Annotated in this window: 13 protein-coding genes and 1 other RNA gene; 2 read left to right on the top strand and 12 right to left on the bottom strand. The window is 74.5% G+C overall.

The window, feature by feature from the left end; translation table 11 throughout:
• Positions 1-175: 175 nt before the first annotated feature.
• From EDD39_RS11605 to ftsE, 9 genes are all read right to left on the bottom strand, one after another.
• On the bottom strand, positions 176-2,476 hold the full coding sequence (locus tag EDD39_RS11605) for a HelD family protein (protein ID WP_123560342.1): 2,301 nt from the start codon (positions 2,474-2,476) through the stop codon (positions 176-178).
• Positions 2,477-2,647: 171 nt separating this feature from the next.
• Positions 2,648-3,892: a uroporphyrinogen-III synthase gene (locus EDD39_RS11600; RefSeq protein ID WP_244256681.1), complete on the bottom strand. Its 1,245-nt coding sequence runs from the start codon at positions 3,890-3,892 to the stop codon at positions 2,648-2,650.
• 218 nt (positions 3,893-4,110) lie between these two features.
• Positions 4,111-5,478, bottom strand: coding sequence for a nitrate/nitrite transporter (locus tag EDD39_RS11595; protein WP_123555377.1), 1,368 nt, complete (start codon positions 5,476-5,478; stop codon positions 4,111-4,113).
• 187 nt (positions 5,479-5,665) lie between these two features.
• Positions 5,666-6,044: a transfer-messenger RNA gene (gene ssrA, locus EDD39_RS11590) on the bottom strand.
• A 136-nt stretch (positions 6,045-6,180) separates the two neighbouring features.
• Complete coding sequence (locus EDD39_RS11585; protein WP_123555375.1) at positions 6,181-7,446, bottom strand: alpha/beta hydrolase; 1,266 nt, start codon at positions 7,444-7,446, stop codon at positions 6,181-6,183.
• Between the two features lie 70 nt (positions 7,447-7,516).
• Positions 7,517-7,999: an SsrA-binding protein SmpB gene (gene smpB, locus EDD39_RS11580; protein WP_123555373.1), complete on the bottom strand. Its 483-nt coding sequence runs from the start codon at positions 7,997-7,999 to the stop codon at positions 7,517-7,519.
• A 44-nt stretch (positions 8,000-8,043) separates the two neighbouring features.
• Positions 8,044-9,201: a S41 family peptidase gene (locus tag EDD39_RS11575; protein WP_123555371.1), complete on the bottom strand. Its 1,158-nt coding sequence runs from the start codon at positions 9,199-9,201 to the stop codon at positions 8,044-8,046.
• 54 nt (positions 9,202-9,255) lie between these two features.
• Complete coding sequence (gene ftsX / locus EDD39_RS11570; RefSeq protein ID WP_030459603.1) at positions 9,256-10,161, bottom strand: permease-like cell division protein FtsX; 906 nt, start codon at positions 10,159-10,161, stop codon at positions 9,256-9,258.
• A gap of 11 nt (positions 10,162-10,172) precedes the next feature.
• Positions 10,173-10,862 carry a cell division ATP-binding protein FtsE gene (gene ftsE / locus EDD39_RS11565; protein ID WP_030459602.1) on the bottom strand — a complete coding sequence of 230 codons (690 nt, stop codon included), beginning with the start codon at positions 10,860-10,862 and terminating at the stop codon, positions 10,173-10,175.
• 261 nt (positions 10,863-11,123) lie between these two features.
• On the opposite strand from ftsE, the gene EDD39_RS11560 reads away from it, so the two are divergent.
• Positions 11,124-11,312 carry a hypothetical protein gene (locus EDD39_RS11560; protein WP_123555369.1) on the top strand — a complete coding sequence of 63 codons (189 nt, stop codon included), beginning with the start codon at positions 11,124-11,126 and terminating at the stop codon, positions 11,310-11,312.
• Positions 11,313-11,391: 79 nt separating this feature from the next.
• On the opposite strand, the gene prfB is transcribed toward EDD39_RS11560, so the two are convergent.
• The 3 genes from prfB to EDD39_RS11545 all read right to left on the bottom strand — a co-directional run bounded on the left by prfB (position 11,392) and on the right by EDD39_RS11545 (position 15,741).
• On the bottom strand, positions 11,392-12,495 hold the full coding sequence (gene prfB, locus EDD39_RS11555; protein ID WP_123555367.1) for a peptide chain release factor 2: 1,104 nt from the start codon (positions 12,493-12,495) through the stop codon (positions 11,392-11,394).
• A gap of 34 nt (positions 12,496-12,529) precedes the next feature.
• Positions 12,530-13,786 (bottom strand): serine/threonine-protein kinase, encoded by a 1,257-nt coding sequence (locus EDD39_RS11550; RefSeq protein WP_123555365.1) that lies wholly within the window; start codon positions 13,784-13,786, stop codon positions 12,530-12,532.
• 143 nt (positions 13,787-13,929) lie between these two features.
• Positions 13,930-15,741 (bottom strand): serine/threonine-protein kinase, encoded by a 1,812-nt coding sequence (locus EDD39_RS11545; RefSeq protein WP_123555363.1) that lies wholly within the window; start codon positions 15,739-15,741, stop codon positions 13,930-13,932.
• Between the two features lie 340 nt (positions 15,742-16,081).
• Between EDD39_RS11545 and EDD39_RS11540 the strand changes: the two genes are divergently transcribed.
• On the top strand, positions 16,082-18,805 hold the full coding sequence (locus EDD39_RS11540) for an FtsK/SpoIIIE domain-containing protein (protein ID WP_123555361.1): 2,724 nt from the start codon (positions 16,082-16,084) through the stop codon (positions 18,803-18,805).
• The last annotated feature ends 2 nt before the right edge of the window (positions 18,806-18,807 follow it).

Below are 18,807 nucleotides of genomic sequence, written 5' to 3'. Positions count from 1 at the left end.
CCTTGCCCGTCGGCGCGGATGCGTTACATTGGAACGGCACCGGCTCGATCCAAGCCCCCGGGCCCAACCTTCGTCCCTTCGAGGGACCACTTGCCGCGAGGCGAGCATGGCGGGTCGGTGTTCAACGTGGCGAAGGCCCCCCACCTCCGGGTGGGGGGCCTTCGTGCTGCTCCGGCTACTTCAGCAGCGCCGGGACGCCCGCGGCGTCCGGCAGGTCGTCCGGGCCGGAGAGCACCGTCAGGCGCTGGGTGGCCCGGGTCAGCGCCACGTACAGCACCCGCAGGCCCGCCTCCGACTCGCCCGCGATGCCGGTCGGGTCGGCCACCACCGTGGCGTCGTACTCCAGGCCCTTGGCCTCCAGGCTGCCCAGCGCCACCACCCGCTCGCCCAGGCCGGCGGTCCAGCCGGCCGCCTCGGCCCGGCGGTCCATCGGGACCACCACCGCCACCGTGCCGTCCACCTCGCCCAGCAGGCGCTCCAGCTCGGCCCGGGCGGCCGCGCCGAACGCCGCCGGGTCCGGCTCGCGGACCGCCGCGAACCGCGGGTGCGCGCCGGTGGCCCGCACCGCGGTCGGCGACGGGGTGCCCGGGGCGGCCAGCTCCAGCACCTTCGCCGCCACCTCGGCGATCTCCGCCGGGTTGCGGTAGTTCACGGTCAGCGTGTGCCGGCGGCGCGGCTTGCCCGCCAGCACCTCGTCCATCGCCGCCTGCGCCTCCTGCGGGAACGGCCAGGAGGACTGCGCCGGGTCGCCGACGATCGTCCAGGTCGCCATCCGGGAGCGGCGGCCGATCATCCGCCACTGCATCGGCGTGAGGTCCTGCGCCTCGTCGACGATCACGTGCGCGTACTCGCGCCGCTCCTCCGGGACCCGCTCGCGCTCGCGCTGGCGGTACATCCGCTCGCCGTACGTGGTGACCTCGTCCAGGCCGGTCAGCATGTCGACCGCGTCCACCTCGCGCACCTTCGGGCGGGCCGGCTCGCCGAGCAGCACCTGCAGCTCGTCCACCAGCGCCACGTCGTGGGCGGACAGGTCGCCCGCGCCGCGCTCGTCCAGGTGTCGCCAGGACGCGGCGAGCAGCCGGGACTCCTCCGGGGTGACCGCGCGGCGGGCGATCCGGTTGGTGTGCCGGTGCTGCCTGAGGGTGGCCAGCACCCGGCGCGGGGTGACGGCGGGCCACCAGGCGTCCAGGAAGGCCAGGAACGGGGCCTCGTCGGACACGTACTCGTCGAAGGACTCGCGCTCCTCCTGGCGCTGCTCGCGCTCCGCGTGGCTGGTGGGCTTCGGCAGGTCGCGGACCGCCTCCGACCAGAGCGCGTCCAGCAGCAGGCGGCGGGCCCGCGGGCGCAGCAGGTTCAGCGGCGTGCCGCCGCCGCCCACCACGTTGCCGCGCACCGCCTTCAGCCGGCCCGCGTCCAGCCGCAGCGCCCGGCCGCGGGCGAACACCTTCAGCTCGGTCGGCGCGCCCAGCTCCAGGGCCGCCCGGGCGGCCCGGCGCAGCAGCTGCACCATCCGCGCCGAGCCCTTGATCCGGGACACCTCCGGGCTGTCGTAGCGGGACGCCTCGATCCCGTCCACCAGGCTGCCGACCGCGCGGATCGCCACCTGGCCCTCCTCGCCCAGCGAGGGCAGCACGCCCTCGGTGTACGAGACCAGCAGCGCGGTCGGGCTGACCACCAGGATGCCGCCCGCGTACCGGCGGCGGTCCTGGTAGAGCAGGAACGCGGCCCGGTGCAGGGCCACCGCGGTCTTGCCGGTGCCGGGGCCGCCGGTGACCAGGGTGGCGCCCGCGGCGGCGGCCCGGATCACCTCGTCCTGCTCCTTCTGGATGGAGGAGACGATGTCGCGCATCGAGTGGCCGCGGGCCCGGCCCAGCGTCGCCATCAGCGCGCCGTCGCCGACCACGGCCAGCTCCTCGCCGTCCAGGGTCGGCGCCAGGTCGGGACGGAGCAGGTCGTCCTCGACGCCGATCACCTTCCGGCCCTTGGACCGGATCACCCGGCGCCGGATCACCCGGCCCGGCTCCAGCGGCGTCGCCCGGTAGAACGGCGCGGCGGCCGGGGCCCGCCAGTCGATCACCAGCGGGCCGAACTCGGCGTCCAGCACGCCCAGCCGGCCGATGTGCAGGCTCTCGGCGACGGCCGGGTCGGCCGGGTCCAGCGGAGTCTGGGACGGGATCCCGTGCTCCTCCGGCGCGTCGGCCTGCTGGAGGTCGATCCGGCCGAACAGGAAGTCCTCGAACTCGTTGTTCAACCGCTGCAGGTGGGCACCGGCCCGGTACACCTGGGCGTCTCGCTCGGCGAGCGCGCCGGGGGTACCGACCTGCACCCGTTTGGCGGCGTCCTCCAGGATGTACTCCGCCTCGGCCAGCTTCTCCTCCAACCGCCGGTAGACGGTGTCGAGATGCCGTTGCTCCCCCGCGATCTCGCGGTCGCGGACGGTGTCTGATCGGTGCTCGGCGGAGCCGTGCGCGCCCAAGGAGCCCCCCAAAGGTGCGGAGAAAAAGGCGGACGGAAGATCTTACAGGGAACCGGCCTCCTCTCCGGTGGGCGGGGGTCCCGCCGAACGCCTGGACCCCCGCCCGGCGGCCCCGCCCAGTGATCCCGGCCCAGTGATCCCGCCCAGTGGCCCCGGCTCAGTGGCCCCGGCTCAGTGGTCGAGCGAGAGCCGGTAGCCGCGCTTGACCACGGTGGTGATCAGGCCGGGGGCGCCGAGCGACTGGCGCAGCCGGGCCATCGCGGACTCCACGGCGTGCTCGTCGTCGCCGCTGCCGGGCAGCGCGCGGAGCAGGTCGGCGCGCGGGACGACCCAGCCGGGGCGGTGGGCCAGGGTGCGCAGCAGGGCCATGCCGGCCGGCGGGACGGGGCGCAGCAGGCCGTCGACCAGGGCGGCCCGGCCGCGCAGTTCCAGGGTGTGGCCGGCCACCGGGAGCGGGTGGGAGCGGGCCGGGAGGGCGGCGGTGAGGGTCTGCACCATCGCGCCCAGCCGCATCCGCTCGGGCCAGACGGTGGGGACGTCCAGTGCGTCCAGGGGCGCGGCGGTGACCGGGCCGACGCAGACCGCCAGGACGTCGCGGCGCAGGGCGTGCAGCAGTTCCTCGGTGCGGCCGCGCTCGGCGGCCCGCTCCAGCAGGCTGATCGCGGCGGGCGCGGAGGTGAAGGTGACGGCGTCGACCGCGCCGGTGCAGGCCGCGTCGAGGAGGCGGTCGAGCGGGCCGGGGTCGGCGGGCGGCAGCCAGCGGTAGACCGGCACCTCGACCACGTCGGCGCCGGCGGCGCGCAGCGACTCGACGAAGCCGGGCAGCGGGGCGCCGTGCAGCTGGACGGCGATCCGGCGGCCGTCGACGCCCTGGTCGAGCAGGTGGGAGAGAACCTCGGCGGAGGACTCGGTGGCGGCGGAGAAGGACTCGCGCAGCCCGGCGGCGCGGATCGCGCCCTTGGCCTTGGGGCCGCGGGCCAGCACGGCGGCGCGGCCGAGGGCGGCGCGCAGGTCATCGCCGAGGTCCCAGCCGTCGGCGGCCTCCAGCCAGCCGCGGAAGCCGATGCCCGTGGTGGCGACGGCCAGGTCGGGCGGGTCGGCGATCAGGGCGCGGGTGGCGGTGTGAAGCTCGCCGTCGTCGGCGAGCGGGACGATCCGCAGGGCGGGGGCGCGCAGCACGTCCGCGCCGCGGCGCTGCAGCAGGGCGGCGAGTTCGTCGGCGCGGCGGGCGGCGGTGATGCCGATGGTCCAGCCGGCCAGCGGGCCGGCCTCGGCGGGCCCGGCGGCGGCGGCCGGCTCGGCGGTGGTGGGTGCGGCTTCGGTGGGTGCGGCTTCGCTGGGTGCGGCGGCATCGGTGGGCGCGGCGGCTTCGGTGGGCGCCGGTTCGGCCGGCTGGCGTGGGGTCGGGTCGGCCATGCGGTGTCGTCCTTAGCTGCGCGGCCCGGGTGTCCTGGCGGGGGACGGGGCGGCGGTCGGGTGGGTGATCAATCGTGTCCGGTCGCGGTGTCGCCCCCGGGTCGCCCCGATTACCGGTGTGTTTCGCGGCCGGTCGGGGCGGTCCGGGGGCTTCCGGGAGGGGTTTCCGGGGTGCTTCCGGGGGCTTCCGAGGATGCTTCCGGGAGTGTGACGCCCGGTCAGACCCGGGTGAGGGCGGGGGTGTCGGTGGCGGCCCCGGCGGCGGGGCGGCGCAGGTAGACCGCCCAGGTGAGGGCGGAGCAGACGGCGTAGGCGGCGAGGAAGGAGACGAAGGCGGGGGTGCCGGACTTGGCGATCAGGAAGGACTCGCGGAAGGCGAGGTTGATGAAGAGCCCGCCGAGGGCGCCGACCGCGCCGATCACGCCGATCGCGGCGCCGGACATCCGGCGCGACCAGGCGGCGGCCTCCTCGGCGGCGGCCCCGGCGGCGATCCGGTCCTGGGCCTTGGCGTCGAAGATGCCGGGGATCATCTTGTAGGTGGAGCCGTTGCCGAGCCCGGCGAGCACGAACAGGGCGACGAAGCCGGCGAGGAAGACCGGCAGCGAGCGGATCGACGAGGCGTAGGTGACCACGCTCGCGGCGGCGGCCATCGCGGCGAAGTTCCACAGCGTGATCCGGGCGCCGCCGTACCGGTCGGCGAGCTTGCCGCCGAGCGGGCGGATCACCGAGCCCAGCAGCGGGCCGAGGAAGGTGAGTTGGGCGGCCTGCAGCGGGGTGCGGCCGAACTGGTTCTGCAGCACCAGGCCGAAGGCGAAGGAGAAGCCGATGAAGGAGCCGAAGGTGCCGATGTACAGCACCGACATCAGCCAGGTGTGCTTCTCCCTGACGACGGCGGCCAGCGCGCCGGTGTCGGAGCGCATCGGGGCGAGGTTGTCCATGAACAGGGCGGCGCACAGCGCGGCGACCACGATCAGCGGCAGGTAGACGCCGAGCACCAGCCGCGGGTGGCCGGCCCCGGCCCAGGCGATCACGCCGAGCGAGACCAGCTGGATCACCGGCACCCCGATGTTGCCGCCGCCGGCGTTCAGGCCGAGCGCCCAGCCCTTGTGCCGGGCCGGGTAGAAGGCGTTGATGTTGGTCATCGAGGAGGCGAAGTTGCCGCCGCCGAACCCGGTGAGCGCCGCGACCAGCATGAAGGTGGTGTACGAGGTGCCGGGGTGCATCACGAACCAGGCGGCCAGGGCGGGCAGGAGCAGCAGCAGTGCGGAGACCACCGTCCAGTTCCGGCCGCCGAACCGGGCGACCGCCACGGTGTAGGGGATCCGGACGAAGGCGCCGACCAGGGTGGGCATCGCCACCAGGAAGAACTTGCCGGCCGGGTCGATGCCGTACTCCTTGCCCATGAAGAGCACCATCACCGACCACAGGCTCCAGACCGAGAAGCCGACGTGTTCGGAGAGCACCGAGAAGGCGAGGTTGCGGCGGGCGGTGCGGCGGCCGGTGGCCGCCCAGAACGCGGTGTCCTCCGGGTCCCACTGCTGGATCCAGCGGCCGCCCGTCCTGCCGCGCGTGGTGGTGCCGTCCATGGGGCTGCTCCTTCGCGTTCCGTTGTCCTTGGGCATGACGCTAGGAACCCACGATTTCGGACTCGTTGTGCGGTGTGAAGGGCGCGGTACCGTCCGCTCACCCGGCCCGGGGGCGGCGTGTGAGGGCCCGGAACGCACGAGAGCCGCCCTCCGGTGAACGGGGGGCGGCTCTGCGGTGCACATGGGGTGGTGGAGATGCCGGGAATCGAACCCGGGTCCAGTGAAGTGGATTCAGGACTTCTCCGAGCGCAGTCCGCTGTGAGTTTCTCGGCCCTGGCGGTCACGCGGACAAGCCGCCAACAGGCCCAGTCACTGTTTGGTTTCCCCGCCACCCCCGCGACCGGGGTGGAAGGTTGAGTTCCCTAGATTATGCCAGGATCCGGGTCGGGAACGCCCCGGGCTGACACCCATTCACTTTCGCAGATCAGGCTGCGAGAGCGAACTGCTGGGAATCGCGCTTAGAGTTGGCGATTATTTTTTTGCGACAGATGGTTAACGAGATCATTGCCGCGTTCCTCGGCTCGCTTCTCCTGTTTCGACTGTCACTGTCGAAACCGATCATCCCCATGTTTTTTTGAGAAACAGCTCCGGCGGGCGGGGCCCTCCGGGTGGTGCGCTGCCATAGTACTCAACCGGTGCGTCAAGGGTCCAGCGCATTGGCACCCGAGGTCGGCCCCGGTCCCGGACCGGGGCCGCCCGAGGTCAGTTCGAGCCGGGCAGGCCGGTCCGCTGGGCCAGCCAGGGCAGCGCCAGCTTGAAGCTCGCGGTGCCGAACTGCCAGTCGTGCTTGCCGGGGTGGACCTCGACCTTGGTCTCCAGGCCGGCCTCCCGGGCGGCCCGGTCCAGGATCTGGGCGCTCTCCAGGTGCTTGCCGCCCTCCCCGTCGCCGACCAGGAAGTAGCCGCCGGAGCCCCGGTAGGCGTCCTTCTTGGCCCGGCCGAGGACGGTCACCGGGTCGTGCGCGTCCCAGGCGGCGGCGTTCCCGCCGTACAGGTCGTTGATGGTGGTCTGCTTGCCGCCGAGGTTGGGGCCGCTGTCGCCGGAGATGTCGACGAAGTGGCCGAACACGTCGGGGTGCAGCACGGCCAGGTCCACCGCGCAGGTGCCGCCCATCGACCAGCCGGCCACCGCCCAGGAGTGCGGGCCGGTGGCCGAGCCGAAGGTCTTGGCGATGTACGGCGGGACGTCCTTGACCAGGTGGTCCTCGGCGTTGCCGGGCTTGCCGTTGACGCACTCGGTGTCGGTCTTGAAGTTCCCGGTGGCGTCCACCATCACCAGGATCGGGGCGTACCCGTTGTGCGCGGCGGCGTACGCGTCGGCGGTGCTGATCGCCCCGCCGGCCCGGATCCAGTTGTCGGGCGCGGCGAACTGGCCGCCGATCATCTCCACCACCGGCAGCTTGGGCCGAACCTTGCTGCGGAACCAGGCCGGCGGCAGGTAGACCAGTTCGCGGCGGTGCTTGAAGCCGCTCGGCTCGGCGGGGATCTCCACCGCGACCACCCGGCCCGCGTTGGACCGGCCGACGGTGGCCAGCGCCTCCTCCAGCGTCATCTGCTGCGGCACCGGGGCGTCGGTCAGGTCGCCGAACGCCGCGTTCACGTCGGGGTAGTAACCGGTGGAGATGTTGATCGAGTTGGCGGCGCACAGCAGGGACATCCCGAGCGCCACCGGGACGGCGACCAGGTTCCACCAGCGGGCCCGCCGGATGCCGGCGGCCAGGCCGCCCAGGCCCAGCAGGGCGCAGCAGACCCAGAACCAGAGGCCGAACGGCAGCGGGTCCTGGACGTCGCCGAACAGCGACACCAGCAGGGCTATCAGGCCGGTGCAGGCCAGCGACCCGCCGACCACCCAGGGCAGTCTGCGGCGGAGCCAGAACGGGCTGAGCCGGAACAGGGTTCCGACGACCGCGACGACGGCCAGTATCCGGAAGGTCCACGGCAACCAGCCGCTCAACAGCGAGATGTCCACCCGCAGATGATACGGAGACGTCCGATCGCGGCCCGCCGCCGGGCCCCGCCCCCGGGGCCCGGGCGGTGGATCAGCCCTGGCCGGAGCGCCGGCGGGCGGCGGCCACCGCGCGGTCGGACTCGCGGCGGTCCTGGCGCTCGCGCAGGGTCTGCCGCTTGTCGTACAGCTTCTTGCCGACGGCGAGGGCGAGTTCGAGCTTGGCGCGGCCGTCCTTGAAGTAGAGCGACAGCGGGACCAGCGTGTGGCCGCTCTCCTTCGCCTTGGACTCGATCTTGCGGATCTCCATCTTGTGCAGCAGCAGCTTGCGCTTGCGCCGCGCCGAGTGGTTGGTCCAGGTGCCCTGGGCGTACTCGGGGATGAAGACGTTGTCGATCCAGGCCTCGCCGCCCTGGATGTACGCGTAGCCGTCGACCAGGTTGGCCCGGCCCTCGCGCAGCGACTTGACCTCGGTACCGGTGAGCACCATGCCGCACTCGTAGGTGTCGAGAATGGTGTACTCGTGCCGCGCCTTCTTGTTCTGCGCGACCAGCTTCTTGCCCGTTTCCTTTGCCATAGCCCGGTCATTCTCGCACTTCGGCGGCGGGCGCGGCAGCCCCTTTACGGCGCGGCGGCCTCGGCGGCGGGCGCACCGGGGGCGGCGGGGGTGCCGGTGGCGCCGGGGGCGGGGCCGCTCAGCCCGTCCAGCACCTTGAGGGCGAGCGCCTGCGGGTCCTCGCCGGCGGCCGGCACGTCGGGCTGGACGCCGGTGCCGTCCGGGGAGCGGCCGGCCGGGGTCTGGTAGCGGCCGACGGTGAGTTCCAGCACCGAGCCGTCGGCGAGCCGGCTGGGCTGCTGGACGGTGCCCTTGCCGAAGGTGCGGCTGCCCACCAGGACGGCCCGGCTGCGGTCCTGGAGCGCGCCGGCCAGCAGTTCGGCGGCGCTCATGGTGCCGCCGTCGACCAGCACCACCAGCGGGACGGCGGTGTCGCCGCCGGGGGCGGCGGTCAGTTCGCGGTGCTCGCCGTGCACCTGGTAGCTGGCCACCGGGCCGCCGTCGAGGAACACCGAGGCGGTGTCGACGGCCTCCCCGACCAGCCCGCCGGAGTTGCCTCGCAGGTCGAGCACCACGCCCCGGGAGCCGGCCTCGGCGGCCCGCACCTGCTCGGCGACGCCCTCGGTGAAGGCGTGCACGGCGATCCGGGCCACGCCGGGCGCCGGGTGCTCCACCTCGACCTCGCGGGTGGAGAGTTCGGCCCGGGTGAGGGTGAGTTCGCGCACCGGCCCGGCCCCGTCCCGGACGTCCACGGCGACCGTGCTGCCGGCCGGTCCGCCGCGCAGCCGGGAGACCAGTTCGGTGACCGGCAGTTGTTCGGCGGGCGCCCCGTCGACGGTGACCAGCCGCTGGCCGGGCTCGATGCCGGCCCGGGCGGCGGGCGAGCCGGGCACCACCTCGGCGACCAGGGTGGGCCCGCCGGCCTCCCGGTCCACGTTCAGCCCGACGCCCGCGTACCGGCCGCCGGTGAGGTCCGCGTACTGCTGCGGGCTCAGGTAGGCCGCCCAGCGGTCGCCGCTGTCGCCGACCAACTGCCGGGCCTGCTGCGGGGTGAGGTCCGCCCCGGCGAGGTCGGCGGCGGGCGGCGGGCCCTCGGACGACGAAGGGGCCCGGGACGAGCCGTCCGGCTCCCCCCAGGCCCCCGAGGCGGCTCCGGCGAACAGCACCGCGCCGAACACCAGGCCGAGCGTCATCCCCTGGCGTACCCGCTGCGGTGTCGGCATGCCCGCGAGTCTAGTGCCGCGGCGGGCCCGTCGGCCGGTGGCGCCGACGGTCCGTCAGACCTTCAGGTACTTGCGCAGGGTGAAGAACGCGGCCACGCCGGCCATCGCCATGCCGACCACGACCAGCAGCGGGATCACCGCCAGCACCGAGGACAGGCCGATGAAGTGGATGAACGCCACCTTCTTGGCCAGCCAGCCCTGGACGAAGAAGTGCCCGCCCAGCAGCAGCGCCGAGGCCAGCGCCGAGCCGAGCAGCGCGGCGAACGCGGCCTCCGCGATGAACGGCATCTGCACGTAGAAGTTGGAGGCGCCGACCAGTCGCATGATGCCGGTCTCGCGGCGGCGGCTGAACGCGGACACCCGGACGGTGTTGACGATCAGCAGCAGGGCGACGAACAGCATCAGCACCATGATCACGAACGCGGCGGTCTGCAGGCCGCGCAGCAGGCCGAACAGGTTCTCCAGGATCTTCCGCTGGTCCTCGACCGACTTCACGCCGGGCTTGCCGGCGAAGGCGCTCTGCACCACGTCGAACCGGGTCGGGTCGTTCAGCTTGACCCGCCAGGACTGCGGCATCGCGTCCGGGCCGACCGCCGCCAGCAGCGGGTTGTCCGGGTTGCTCTCCTGGAAGTGCTTGAACGCCTCCTGCGAGTTCTCGAAGGTGTAGTTCTGCACCAGCGGCATCTTCGCCAGGCCGTCCTTGACCGCCTGGATCTGGTCGTCGGTCGCCTCGCCCGACGCGCACTGCGGCGAGTTGTGGTCCGCCTTCGTGCAGAAGTAGATGCTGACCTCGACCTTGTCGTACCAGTAGTCCTTCATGGAGTTGACCTGGTCGCGGACCAGCAGCGAGGCACCGGCGAGGGCGAGCGACAGCGCGACACTGACCACGACGGCGATGGTCATGGTCAGGTTGCGGCGGAGACCGACGCCGATCTCCGACAGAACGAACTGGGCGCGCATGCTTCTCTCTTCTAGCTCTGGTAGCCGTAGACGCCGCGGGCCTGGTCGCGGACCAGCAGGCCCTTGTCGAGCTCGATGACGCGCTTGCGCATCTGGTCGACGATGGCCTGGTCGTGGGTCGCCATCAGCACGGTGGTGCCGGTCCGGTTGATGCGGTCGAGCAGCTTCATGATGCCGACCGAGTTCTGCGGGTCGAGGTTGCCGGTGGGCTCGTCGGCGATCAGCAGCATCGGCCGGTTCACGAACGCGCGGGCGATCGCCACGCGCTGCTGCTCACCGCCCGACAGCTCGCCGGGCATCCGGTCCTCCTTGCCGCCGAGGCCGACCAGGTCGAGCACCTCGGGCACCACCTTGTTGATGGCGCTCTTCGGCTTGCCGATGACCTCCAGGGCGAACGCCACGTTCTGCCCGACGGTCTTGTTCGGCAGCAGGCGGAAGTCCTGGAAGACGGTGCCCAGTTGGCGCCGCATGTGCGGCACCTTCCAGTTCGAGAGCTTGCCCAGGTCCTTGCCGAGCACGTGCACGTCACCGGTGGAGGGGCGCTCCTCCCGCAGGCACAGGCGCAGGAACGTCGACTTGCCCGAACCGGACGAACCGACCAGGAAGACGAACTCGCCCTTCTCGATCTCCAGCGAGACGTTGTCCAGGGCCGGACGGTTCTGCTTGGGATAGGTCTTGGAGACGTTGTCGAATCTGATCACGGCTGCATCACGGGGGCCATCCTAGGTGGATCGGAGCCAGTGACCTTACGCGATGCCCAACTGCACCCGCAGTCGCGGGACGCCTACCGAACGTGGTTTCGTCAGGTGTTGTTCGGGTTCGCCCCGGAAATTGCGAGCTACGTCACAGATCGATAACCCTTCTCCTCCGGGAGCCGAGGGGTGGGGAACCTGGCAGAGTGGTAAGCAGTCGGAACCGAATCCGCCTCCGGCACGTTGGCTATGCAGCAAGGAGGAGATCGCATGACCTGCGACCAACTGGTGTGCGCCAACTGCAACGGCCGCGTGAGCGACGGCCGCTGCCCGGTGTGCCGCGCCAACCGGGCCCGGCTCCAGCAGGAGCAGCACGGGCCGTTCGCCACGCTCAACCCCGCGGTGCTGCTCGGCCTGCTGTTCGCCGCGGTGCTCATGCTCGCCCTGCTGCTGCGCTGACCTCGGACCACGGGAAGGGCCCCTCCGCCACGGCGGAGGGGCCCTTCCCGTTCTTGTTCTTGCCGCTTTAACCGCGCGTTCAGTTCTCGCGCTGCTTGCGCCAGCGGATGCCCGCCTCGATGAAGCCGTCGATGTCGCCGTCCAGCACCGCCTGCGGGTTGCCGACCTCGTGCTCGGTGCGCAGGTCCTTGACCATCTGGTAGGGGTGCAGGACGTAGGAGCGCATCTGGTTGCCCCAGGACGAGCCGCCGTCCTTGAGCGCGTCCATCGCGGCGCGCTCCTCCTGGCGGCGGCGCTCCAGCAGCTTGGCCTGCAGGACGTTCATCGCCGAGGCCTTGTTCTGGATCTGGGAGCGCTCGTTCTGGCAGGAGACCACGATGCCGGTGGGCAGGTGGGTGATCCGGACCGCGGAGTCGGTGGTGTTGACGCCCTGGCCGCCGGGGCCGGAGGCGCGGTAGACGTCGATCCGCAGGTCGCCCTCGTCGATGTCGACGTGGTCGGAGGTCTCGACGACCGGGAGCACCTCGACGCCGGCGAAGGAGGTCTGGCGGCGGCCCTGGTTGTCGAACGGGGAGATCCGCACCAGGCGGTGGGTGCCCTGCTCGACCGAGAGGGTGCCGTAGGAGTACGGCGCCTTGACGGTGAAGGTCGCGGACTTGATGCCGGCCTCTTCGGCGTACGAGGTGTCGTAGACCTCGGTCGGGTAGCCGTGCCGCTCGGCCCAGCGCAGGTACATGCGCATCAGCTGCTCGGCGAAGTCGGCGGCGTCGACGCCGCCCGCCTCGGCGCGGATGTTGACCAGGGCCTCGCGGGCGTCGTACTCGCCGGAGAGCAGGGTGCGCACCTCCAGCTCCTCGACGGCCTTCTGCACGGAGACCAGCTCGGTCTCGGCCTCGGCGCGGGTGTCCGCGTCGTCCTCGGCCTCGGCCAGTTCGAACAGGACGCCCAGGTCCTCGACCCGGCCGCGCAGGGTCTCGACCTTGCGCAGCTCGCCCTGGAGGAAGGAGAGCCGGCTGGTGACCTTCTGCGCGTTCGCGAGGTCGTCCCACAGGTTGGGGGCGGCTGCCTCCTCCTCCAGGGTCGCGATGTCGGCCCGGATCTTGTCCAGGTCGAGGACGGCCTCGATCGACGCCATGGTCGAATCGAGGTTCTTGAGCTCTTCGGAAGGATCGACGGCTGCCACGCCTCAAGGGTAATGGTTCGGCGGGGGGGCTCGGCTACAACCGGGGGTACCAGCCGGTGTAGACCGTCGCGGAGGCGCCCGCGGGGGGCTCGGCGGCGAACGCCGTCCACGCGGCGGCGGCGCCCGCGAGCAGCAGGACCACGGCGATCAGCACGGCCAGGGTGCGGCGGCGGCGGATCATCTGGGCCCGGGTGCGGCGGTGCGGGCCGGCCGCGGGGCGGTCGCGCTGGGCCCGGGACTCCTCGGCGTAGGAAGCCAGTTCCTGGGCCGAGGGGCGACGCAGGCTGGTGTGGGTGTCCCGGGTGGAGTCGGGCTGCGGGCCGGGCACCAGCGGGACGGCGGGGCCGCGGCGGCGGCGGTGGGTGCCGCTGCCGGCGAAGGCGTCCGTCTCGGCGTAGACCGCCTCGCCGGGGGTGGGGACCTCCTCGGCGGCGGCGCGCTGCTCGGGGACGGCGAGCGGGCCGACGCCGGCCAGTTCGGGCAGCAGGGCGCGCAGCCGGGCGGCCAGCTCGGCGGCGCGCAGCCGGGAGGCGGGGGCCTTGGCCAGGCACTCGGAGATGATCCGCCACAGGCCGTCCGGCATGCCCTCGACCGGGGGGACGTTCTCGGTGACGTGCCGGCGCAGCACGGCGCCGGTGTGGCCGCCGCCGAACGGGGTGGTGCCGGTGAGCAGTTCGTACAGCACGGTGGCGGTGGCGTAGATGTCGACGGCGGCGCGCGGCTCCAGGCCCTCGATGATCTCGGGGGCGAGGTAGTCGGGGGTGCCGATGATCCGGGTGGCCCGGGTGCGGCGGGGGGCGTCGACCAGCCGGGCGATGCCGAAGTCGGTGAGCTTGGCGCGCGGGGCGCCGCCGGGGCCGGGCGGGGCGGCGAGGTCGAGCAGGACGTTCTCCGGCTTGACGTCGCGGTGCACGATGCCGGCGGCGTGCGCGGCGGCCAGGCCGTCGGCGACGTCGGCGATCACCGAGGCGGCGACCAGCGGGCTGAGCACGCCGTCGCGCTCCAGCCGGGTGCGCAGGTCGCTGCCCTGGACCAGGTCCATCACCAGGGCGAGGTCGCTGCCGTCGACCACCATGTCGTGGACGCCGACCACGTGCGGGTGGTCGAGGCCGGTGAGGGCGGCGCGCTCCTGGACGAAGCGGCCGACCAGCACCTGGTCGGCCGCGAGGTCCTCGCGCAGCAGCTTCACCGCGACCGGGCCGTCGGGGCCCTCGCCGAGCCACACGGAGCCGGCCGAGCCGCGGCCGATCACCTGGTGGACGGTGTACCGGCTGCCGATCTTGCGTGCCAATGCTGCTCCGTGGGCTCGTGTAGGTCGGTGCTCGACGAACAACCTACGCGCCCGCGGGGCCTCCGGGGGCCGCGGAGGGCCCCCGGAGGGGTACCGATCCGGGGGAATTTCGCGGGATTGTCGACAAAGCGTCAATTCCGCTGTCAGGTATGGCTGGTGACCCAGTTCCGGGCCGAGTCGTACCAGCCGACCACGTTGTCCCAGTAGTGCGGCAGCGGCGTGAAGTTCCACAGCGCCAGGCAGCCGACCGCCAGCACCACCAGCACCAGCAGGCAGCCCTTCAGGCAGCCCAGGCCGGGGATCCGCATCCGGTTGGGGCTGCGCCGGCGCGGCTCGCGCTCGCGCTCCCGCTCGCGGGGCGGCTCCGGCTCCGGGCGGCGCTGCGGGGCCGACGGCTCGGCCCGGCGCTGCGGGGCGCCGTAGTTCGGCGGCGCCTCGTAGCCCGGCTGCCCGCCGTAACCGGCCGGCTGCTGGTGCTGCTGCTGCGCCTGGTACGGCGGCGGGGCGACCGGCGGACGGCCGCCCCGGCCCTGCTGCGGGTGGCCGCCCTGCTGCGGCTGCTGGGGCTGGTACGGGCCCTGCTGCGGAGCGTAGCGGCCGTCCTGGGCGGGCCGCTGGTAGGGCGGCGGGGCGACCGGCGGGCGGCCGCCGGGGCCCGGCTGCGGGTAGCCGCCGCCCTGCTGCGGGTGCTGCTGGCCGGCCTGGTACGGGCGCGGGGCGACCTGCGGCTCGCCGGGGCCGTCCGGCTCGAAGTAGCCGATCCGGGTCTGCGCGTTGCGGTCCCGGGCGGCGCGCAGCTGGGTCTGCCAGGGGTGCGGGCCCTCCGGCTGGGCGGGGGCCTGCTCGGGGGCGGGCGGCACCGCGGGCATCACCCGGGTGCGCTCCGCGGGCGGGGCGGCGGGCGGCTGCGGGGCGATCAGCTGGGTGCGGTCCTCGGTGCCGGGCACCGGCGGCTGGTGCGCCATGACCTGGGTGGCGGCGGCCGGGTCGTAGCCGACGCCGGCCAGGGTGGCGTCGTGCGCGCCGGCGGGGGCGGCCAGTGCCGGGTCGGGCACCAGCAGGTCGCCGACGGCCAGCGCGGCGTCCACCGCGGCCGGGGAGGAGTGCACCCCGACGCCGGCCGCGACCACCCGCAGCGCCCCGGCCAGCGAGACGGCGGTGGGGCGCTGGGCCGGGTCCTTGCGCAGGCAGCGCTCGACCACCGTCCACAGCGGCTCGGGCATGGTGCGGGGGCGCTGCGGCTCCTGCGCGAGGTGGGCCTGCAGGACCGCCAGCGGGTTGTCGCCCTGGAACGGCGGGCGGCCGGTGACCAGTTCGTACAGCATGATGCCGGCGCCGTAGACGTCCACCGCGGCGGTCTGCGGGCGGCCGTCGGCGGACTCGGGGGCGACGTAGACGGGCGTGCCGACGAACTCGTGGGTGCGGGTGATGCCCGGGGAGTCGGCGAGCCGGGCGATGCCGAAGTCGGTGAGCATCGGGTGCATCCGCTCGTCGCCGTCCACCGCGAGGGTGGCCAGCAGCACGTTGGCGGGCTTGAGGTCCCGGTGCACGACGCCGTCGGCGTGGCTGGCGGCCAGCGCGTCGGCGATCTGGGCCATCAGCAGGGCGCCGGCGATCGGCGACAGCGGGCCGGACTCGCGCAGGTAGCGGTACAGGTCGGGGCCGTCGACCAGGTCCATCACCAGGGCGAGCAGCTCGCCCTCGACCACCAGGTCGCGGGTGCGGACGATGTTGGGGTGGGTCAGCCGGAGCAGGACGGAGCGCTCGCGCAGGAAGCGCATCACCACATCCGGGTCGGCGGCGAGTTCCTCGCGCAGCACCTTCACCGCGACCGCCTGGCCGGGCAGCAGGCCCGGCACGGCGGCGTCCTCGCGCACCCGGCCGCGCCAGACCGTGCCGGTCGCTCCGCGTCCGAGGCTCTCCTCGAGCAAGTACTTGCTGCCGACAGGCCGCACCTGTGCACTCCGTTCGGTCACCCGGCGCCCGCTGCCGGGGCCGCGTTCCGGCACTCCCCCGTTCCCGTGAACGGCGCCGGGGCCTGGGGAGTCCGCCCGGGCGGGCGGGCTCCCGTATTTCGGCAACTCTAACGGTGCCCGAGCGGGTTTCCGAGGCGTTGCCCGGCCGGGCCGCGCGCTGTCGGCCGGGCGGGCGTCCGGGGCTCCTTGACCTGACTCCCCGTCGGATTCACCATGGCGATGATCGCAAGATCGTCAAATCCGGTACCGTGCGCGGACTGTCCGTCCCGAGTGGCAGGATGGCACGCACCACACGTGTGCAGAAGGGACCCCGGGCGAGATGCAGATCCGGCTCACCGTCCTTCGACCGCGCAGCGGCCCGGCCGCCCCCGGCGGCGCCGGCAGCGCCGCCGACGTACTGGTCACCGCGCCGGACGGCACCGCGCTCGGCGCCGTCGCCACCGCGCTGGCCGGAGCGGTCGGCGTCCGCGGCCCCCGCTCCGCCACCCACGTCCACCTCTACGACGGGGAACGGCGGTTGGACGAGCAGACCCCGCTCGGCCACCCCCCGCTGGTGGACGGCGCGGTGCTCGCCCTCGGCGAGCCCGACCCGGACGCCGAGGGCGCCGACGAGCGCCCCGCCGCCGAGCTCCGGGTGGTCGGCGGCCCCGACGCCGGCGGCGTCCACCGCCTGCACGGCGAGCGGATCCGGATCGGCCGCTCCGCCGAGGCCGACGTCCCGCTCGACGACCCCGACGTCTCCCGCCTGCACCTCGCCCTGCACCTGGCCGCCGACGGCCGCGCCACCGTCCAGGACCTCGGCTCCACCAACGGCACCCGGCTCGACGAGCAGTGGCTGCACGAGGAGTCCGCCGACGTCGCCCCCGGCGCCCTGCTGCGGATCGGCGAGTCCACCCTCCAGCTCGCCCGCACCGCGGACACCCCGGCCCGGCCCACCACCCCCGACGGCGAGGGCCGGCTCCGGCTCGCCCCGCCCACCGGCGCCCGCACCGCCCCCGGCCGCCCGCCGCTGCCGCCCGGCCCGCCCGAGCCCGAGCAGGCCCCCGCCACCGGGCGCGGCGGCCGCTGGCTGCGCCGCGGCAAGGCCGAGGCGCCCGCCCCCGACGGCGGCCGCCAGCACGACGCCGCCCGGCTGCGGCAGGCCGCCAACCAGCGCGAACGCTGGCCCGACCCGGCCGCCCTGCTGCTCACCGCGCTCGGCACCGGCCCCCGGCTGTGGGAGCGCGGCCCCGACCACCCCGACGCGCTCACCCTCCGGCTCGGCACCGCCGACCTGCCCGCCGGCCCCGGCGCCGCCCCCGGCGCCCTGCTGCCCGCCGTCCCCGTCACCGTCGACCTGCAGACCGCCGGCAGCCTCGGCCTGGCCGGCCCGCGCCACCGCCTCACCGGCCTGGCCCGCGCCGCCCTCGCCCAGCTCGCCGCCCTGCACCCGCCCAGCGGCCTCGCCCTGGTGATCGTCGCCGCCGGGCTGCCCGCCGAGGACTGGGCCTGGGCCCAGTGGCTCCCGCACCTGCGCCCCGCCCACGGCCAGGCCTGCCGGCTGCTCTACGGCCTCGGCCCCGAGCAGGCCGAGGCCCGGCTCACCGAGCTCGCCGCCGCCACCCCCGGCCCGCCCGCCACCGTCGTCCTGGTCGACGGCGACCCCGGCACCGAGGCCGGCCGGCACGCCCTCGCCCTGCTGCTGCGCCAGGGCCCCGCGGCCGGCGTCTTCGCGCTCTGCCTGGCCGGGGCGCCCGAGGAACTCCCCACCGGCCTGGGCGCCGTGGGCACCGTCACCGGCGAGGTCTCCACCCGCCTCACCCTCGACCGCCCGGCCAACGGCACCCGCGAGCGCCTCACCGACGTCGCCCTCGACGCGGTCTCCCCCGCCTGGGCCGAACGGCTCGCCCGCACCCTCGCCCCGCTCACCGAGGCCGACACCGGCACCTCCCCGCGCGGCCCGCTGCCCGAGGCGCTGCGCCTGCTCGACCTGCTGCGCTCCGAGTCGCTCTCCCCCGCCCGGCTCGCCGAGAGCTGGCAGGCCCTGCCCGCCGGGGCGGGCGGCGCCACCGCCCTGCTCGGCACCGCCCGCGGCGCCGGCGGCGAGGAGAACTGCGCCGTCGACCTCGCCGAGGACGGCGACCACCTGCTGATCGGCGGCGGCCCCGGCTCCGGCAAGTCCGAACTGCTGCGCAGCCTCGCCGCCTCGCTCGCCGTCTCCGAACGGCCCGACCGGCTCGCCCTGCTGACGGTCGACGGCGACCGCGCCGAGGACGGCGGCCTGGCCGGCTGCACCGACCTCCCGCACGTCACCGGCCACGTCAACGCCGCCGAGGACCCGCGCGGCGCACTGCTCGCCGCCGAGCGCCTCACCGACGAACTCGCCCACCGCGAAGCCCTGTTCGACGGCCTCACGTTCACCGACTGGCACACCCGGCGGGCCCTCGCCAAGACCCCCGCCCTGGTCGGCGGCCCCGCCGCCGACCCCGCCCCGCAGGTCCGGGTGGTCGAGCCGCGCCGCTCCCCCGACGCGCCCCCGCCCCCCGCCGCCGACGCCGCGCCGCCCCGGCTGGTCGTCCTGGTCGACGACTACGACGCGCTGCTCGGCCCCGCCTCCCCCGGCGGCCGCCCGCTGGCCCGCGCGCTGGCCGCCGTCGCGGTGCACGGCGCCCGGCTCGGCGTGCACGTGATCGCCGCGACCGGCTCGCCCGAGAGCACCGCCGGCACCGAGCTCGACGAGTGCGCGCAGCTGCGGATCGCCCTGCGCACCGAGCAGCCCGGCGACTCCGACCTGCTGGTCCACCTCCCGGACGCCGCCGCGCTCCCCGGCACCACCCCCGGCCGCGGCTACCTGCGCCGCCCGGACGGCGCGGTCACCGCCTTCCAGGGCGCCCGGGTCAGCGGCCGCATCCCCCGCACCGCGACGCTGCGCCCCACCGTCGTCGCCCAGCGCCTGGAGGACCACGGCGCCGCGCCCTCCCCCCGCCCGGTCCGCGAGCTCGGCAACGGCCCCACCGACCTGGCGCTGCTCGCCTCCGCGCTGCGGCGGGCCACCGAGAACTGAGC

The sequence above is a fragment of the Kitasatospora cineracea genome, from assembly GCF_003751605.1.
Lineage (GTDB): Bacteria > Actinomycetota > Actinomycetes > Streptomycetales > Streptomycetaceae > Kitasatospora > Kitasatospora cineracea.
Note: the sequence above shows the minus strand (reverse complement) of the source record. Positions and strands in the feature narration are given on the sequence as shown.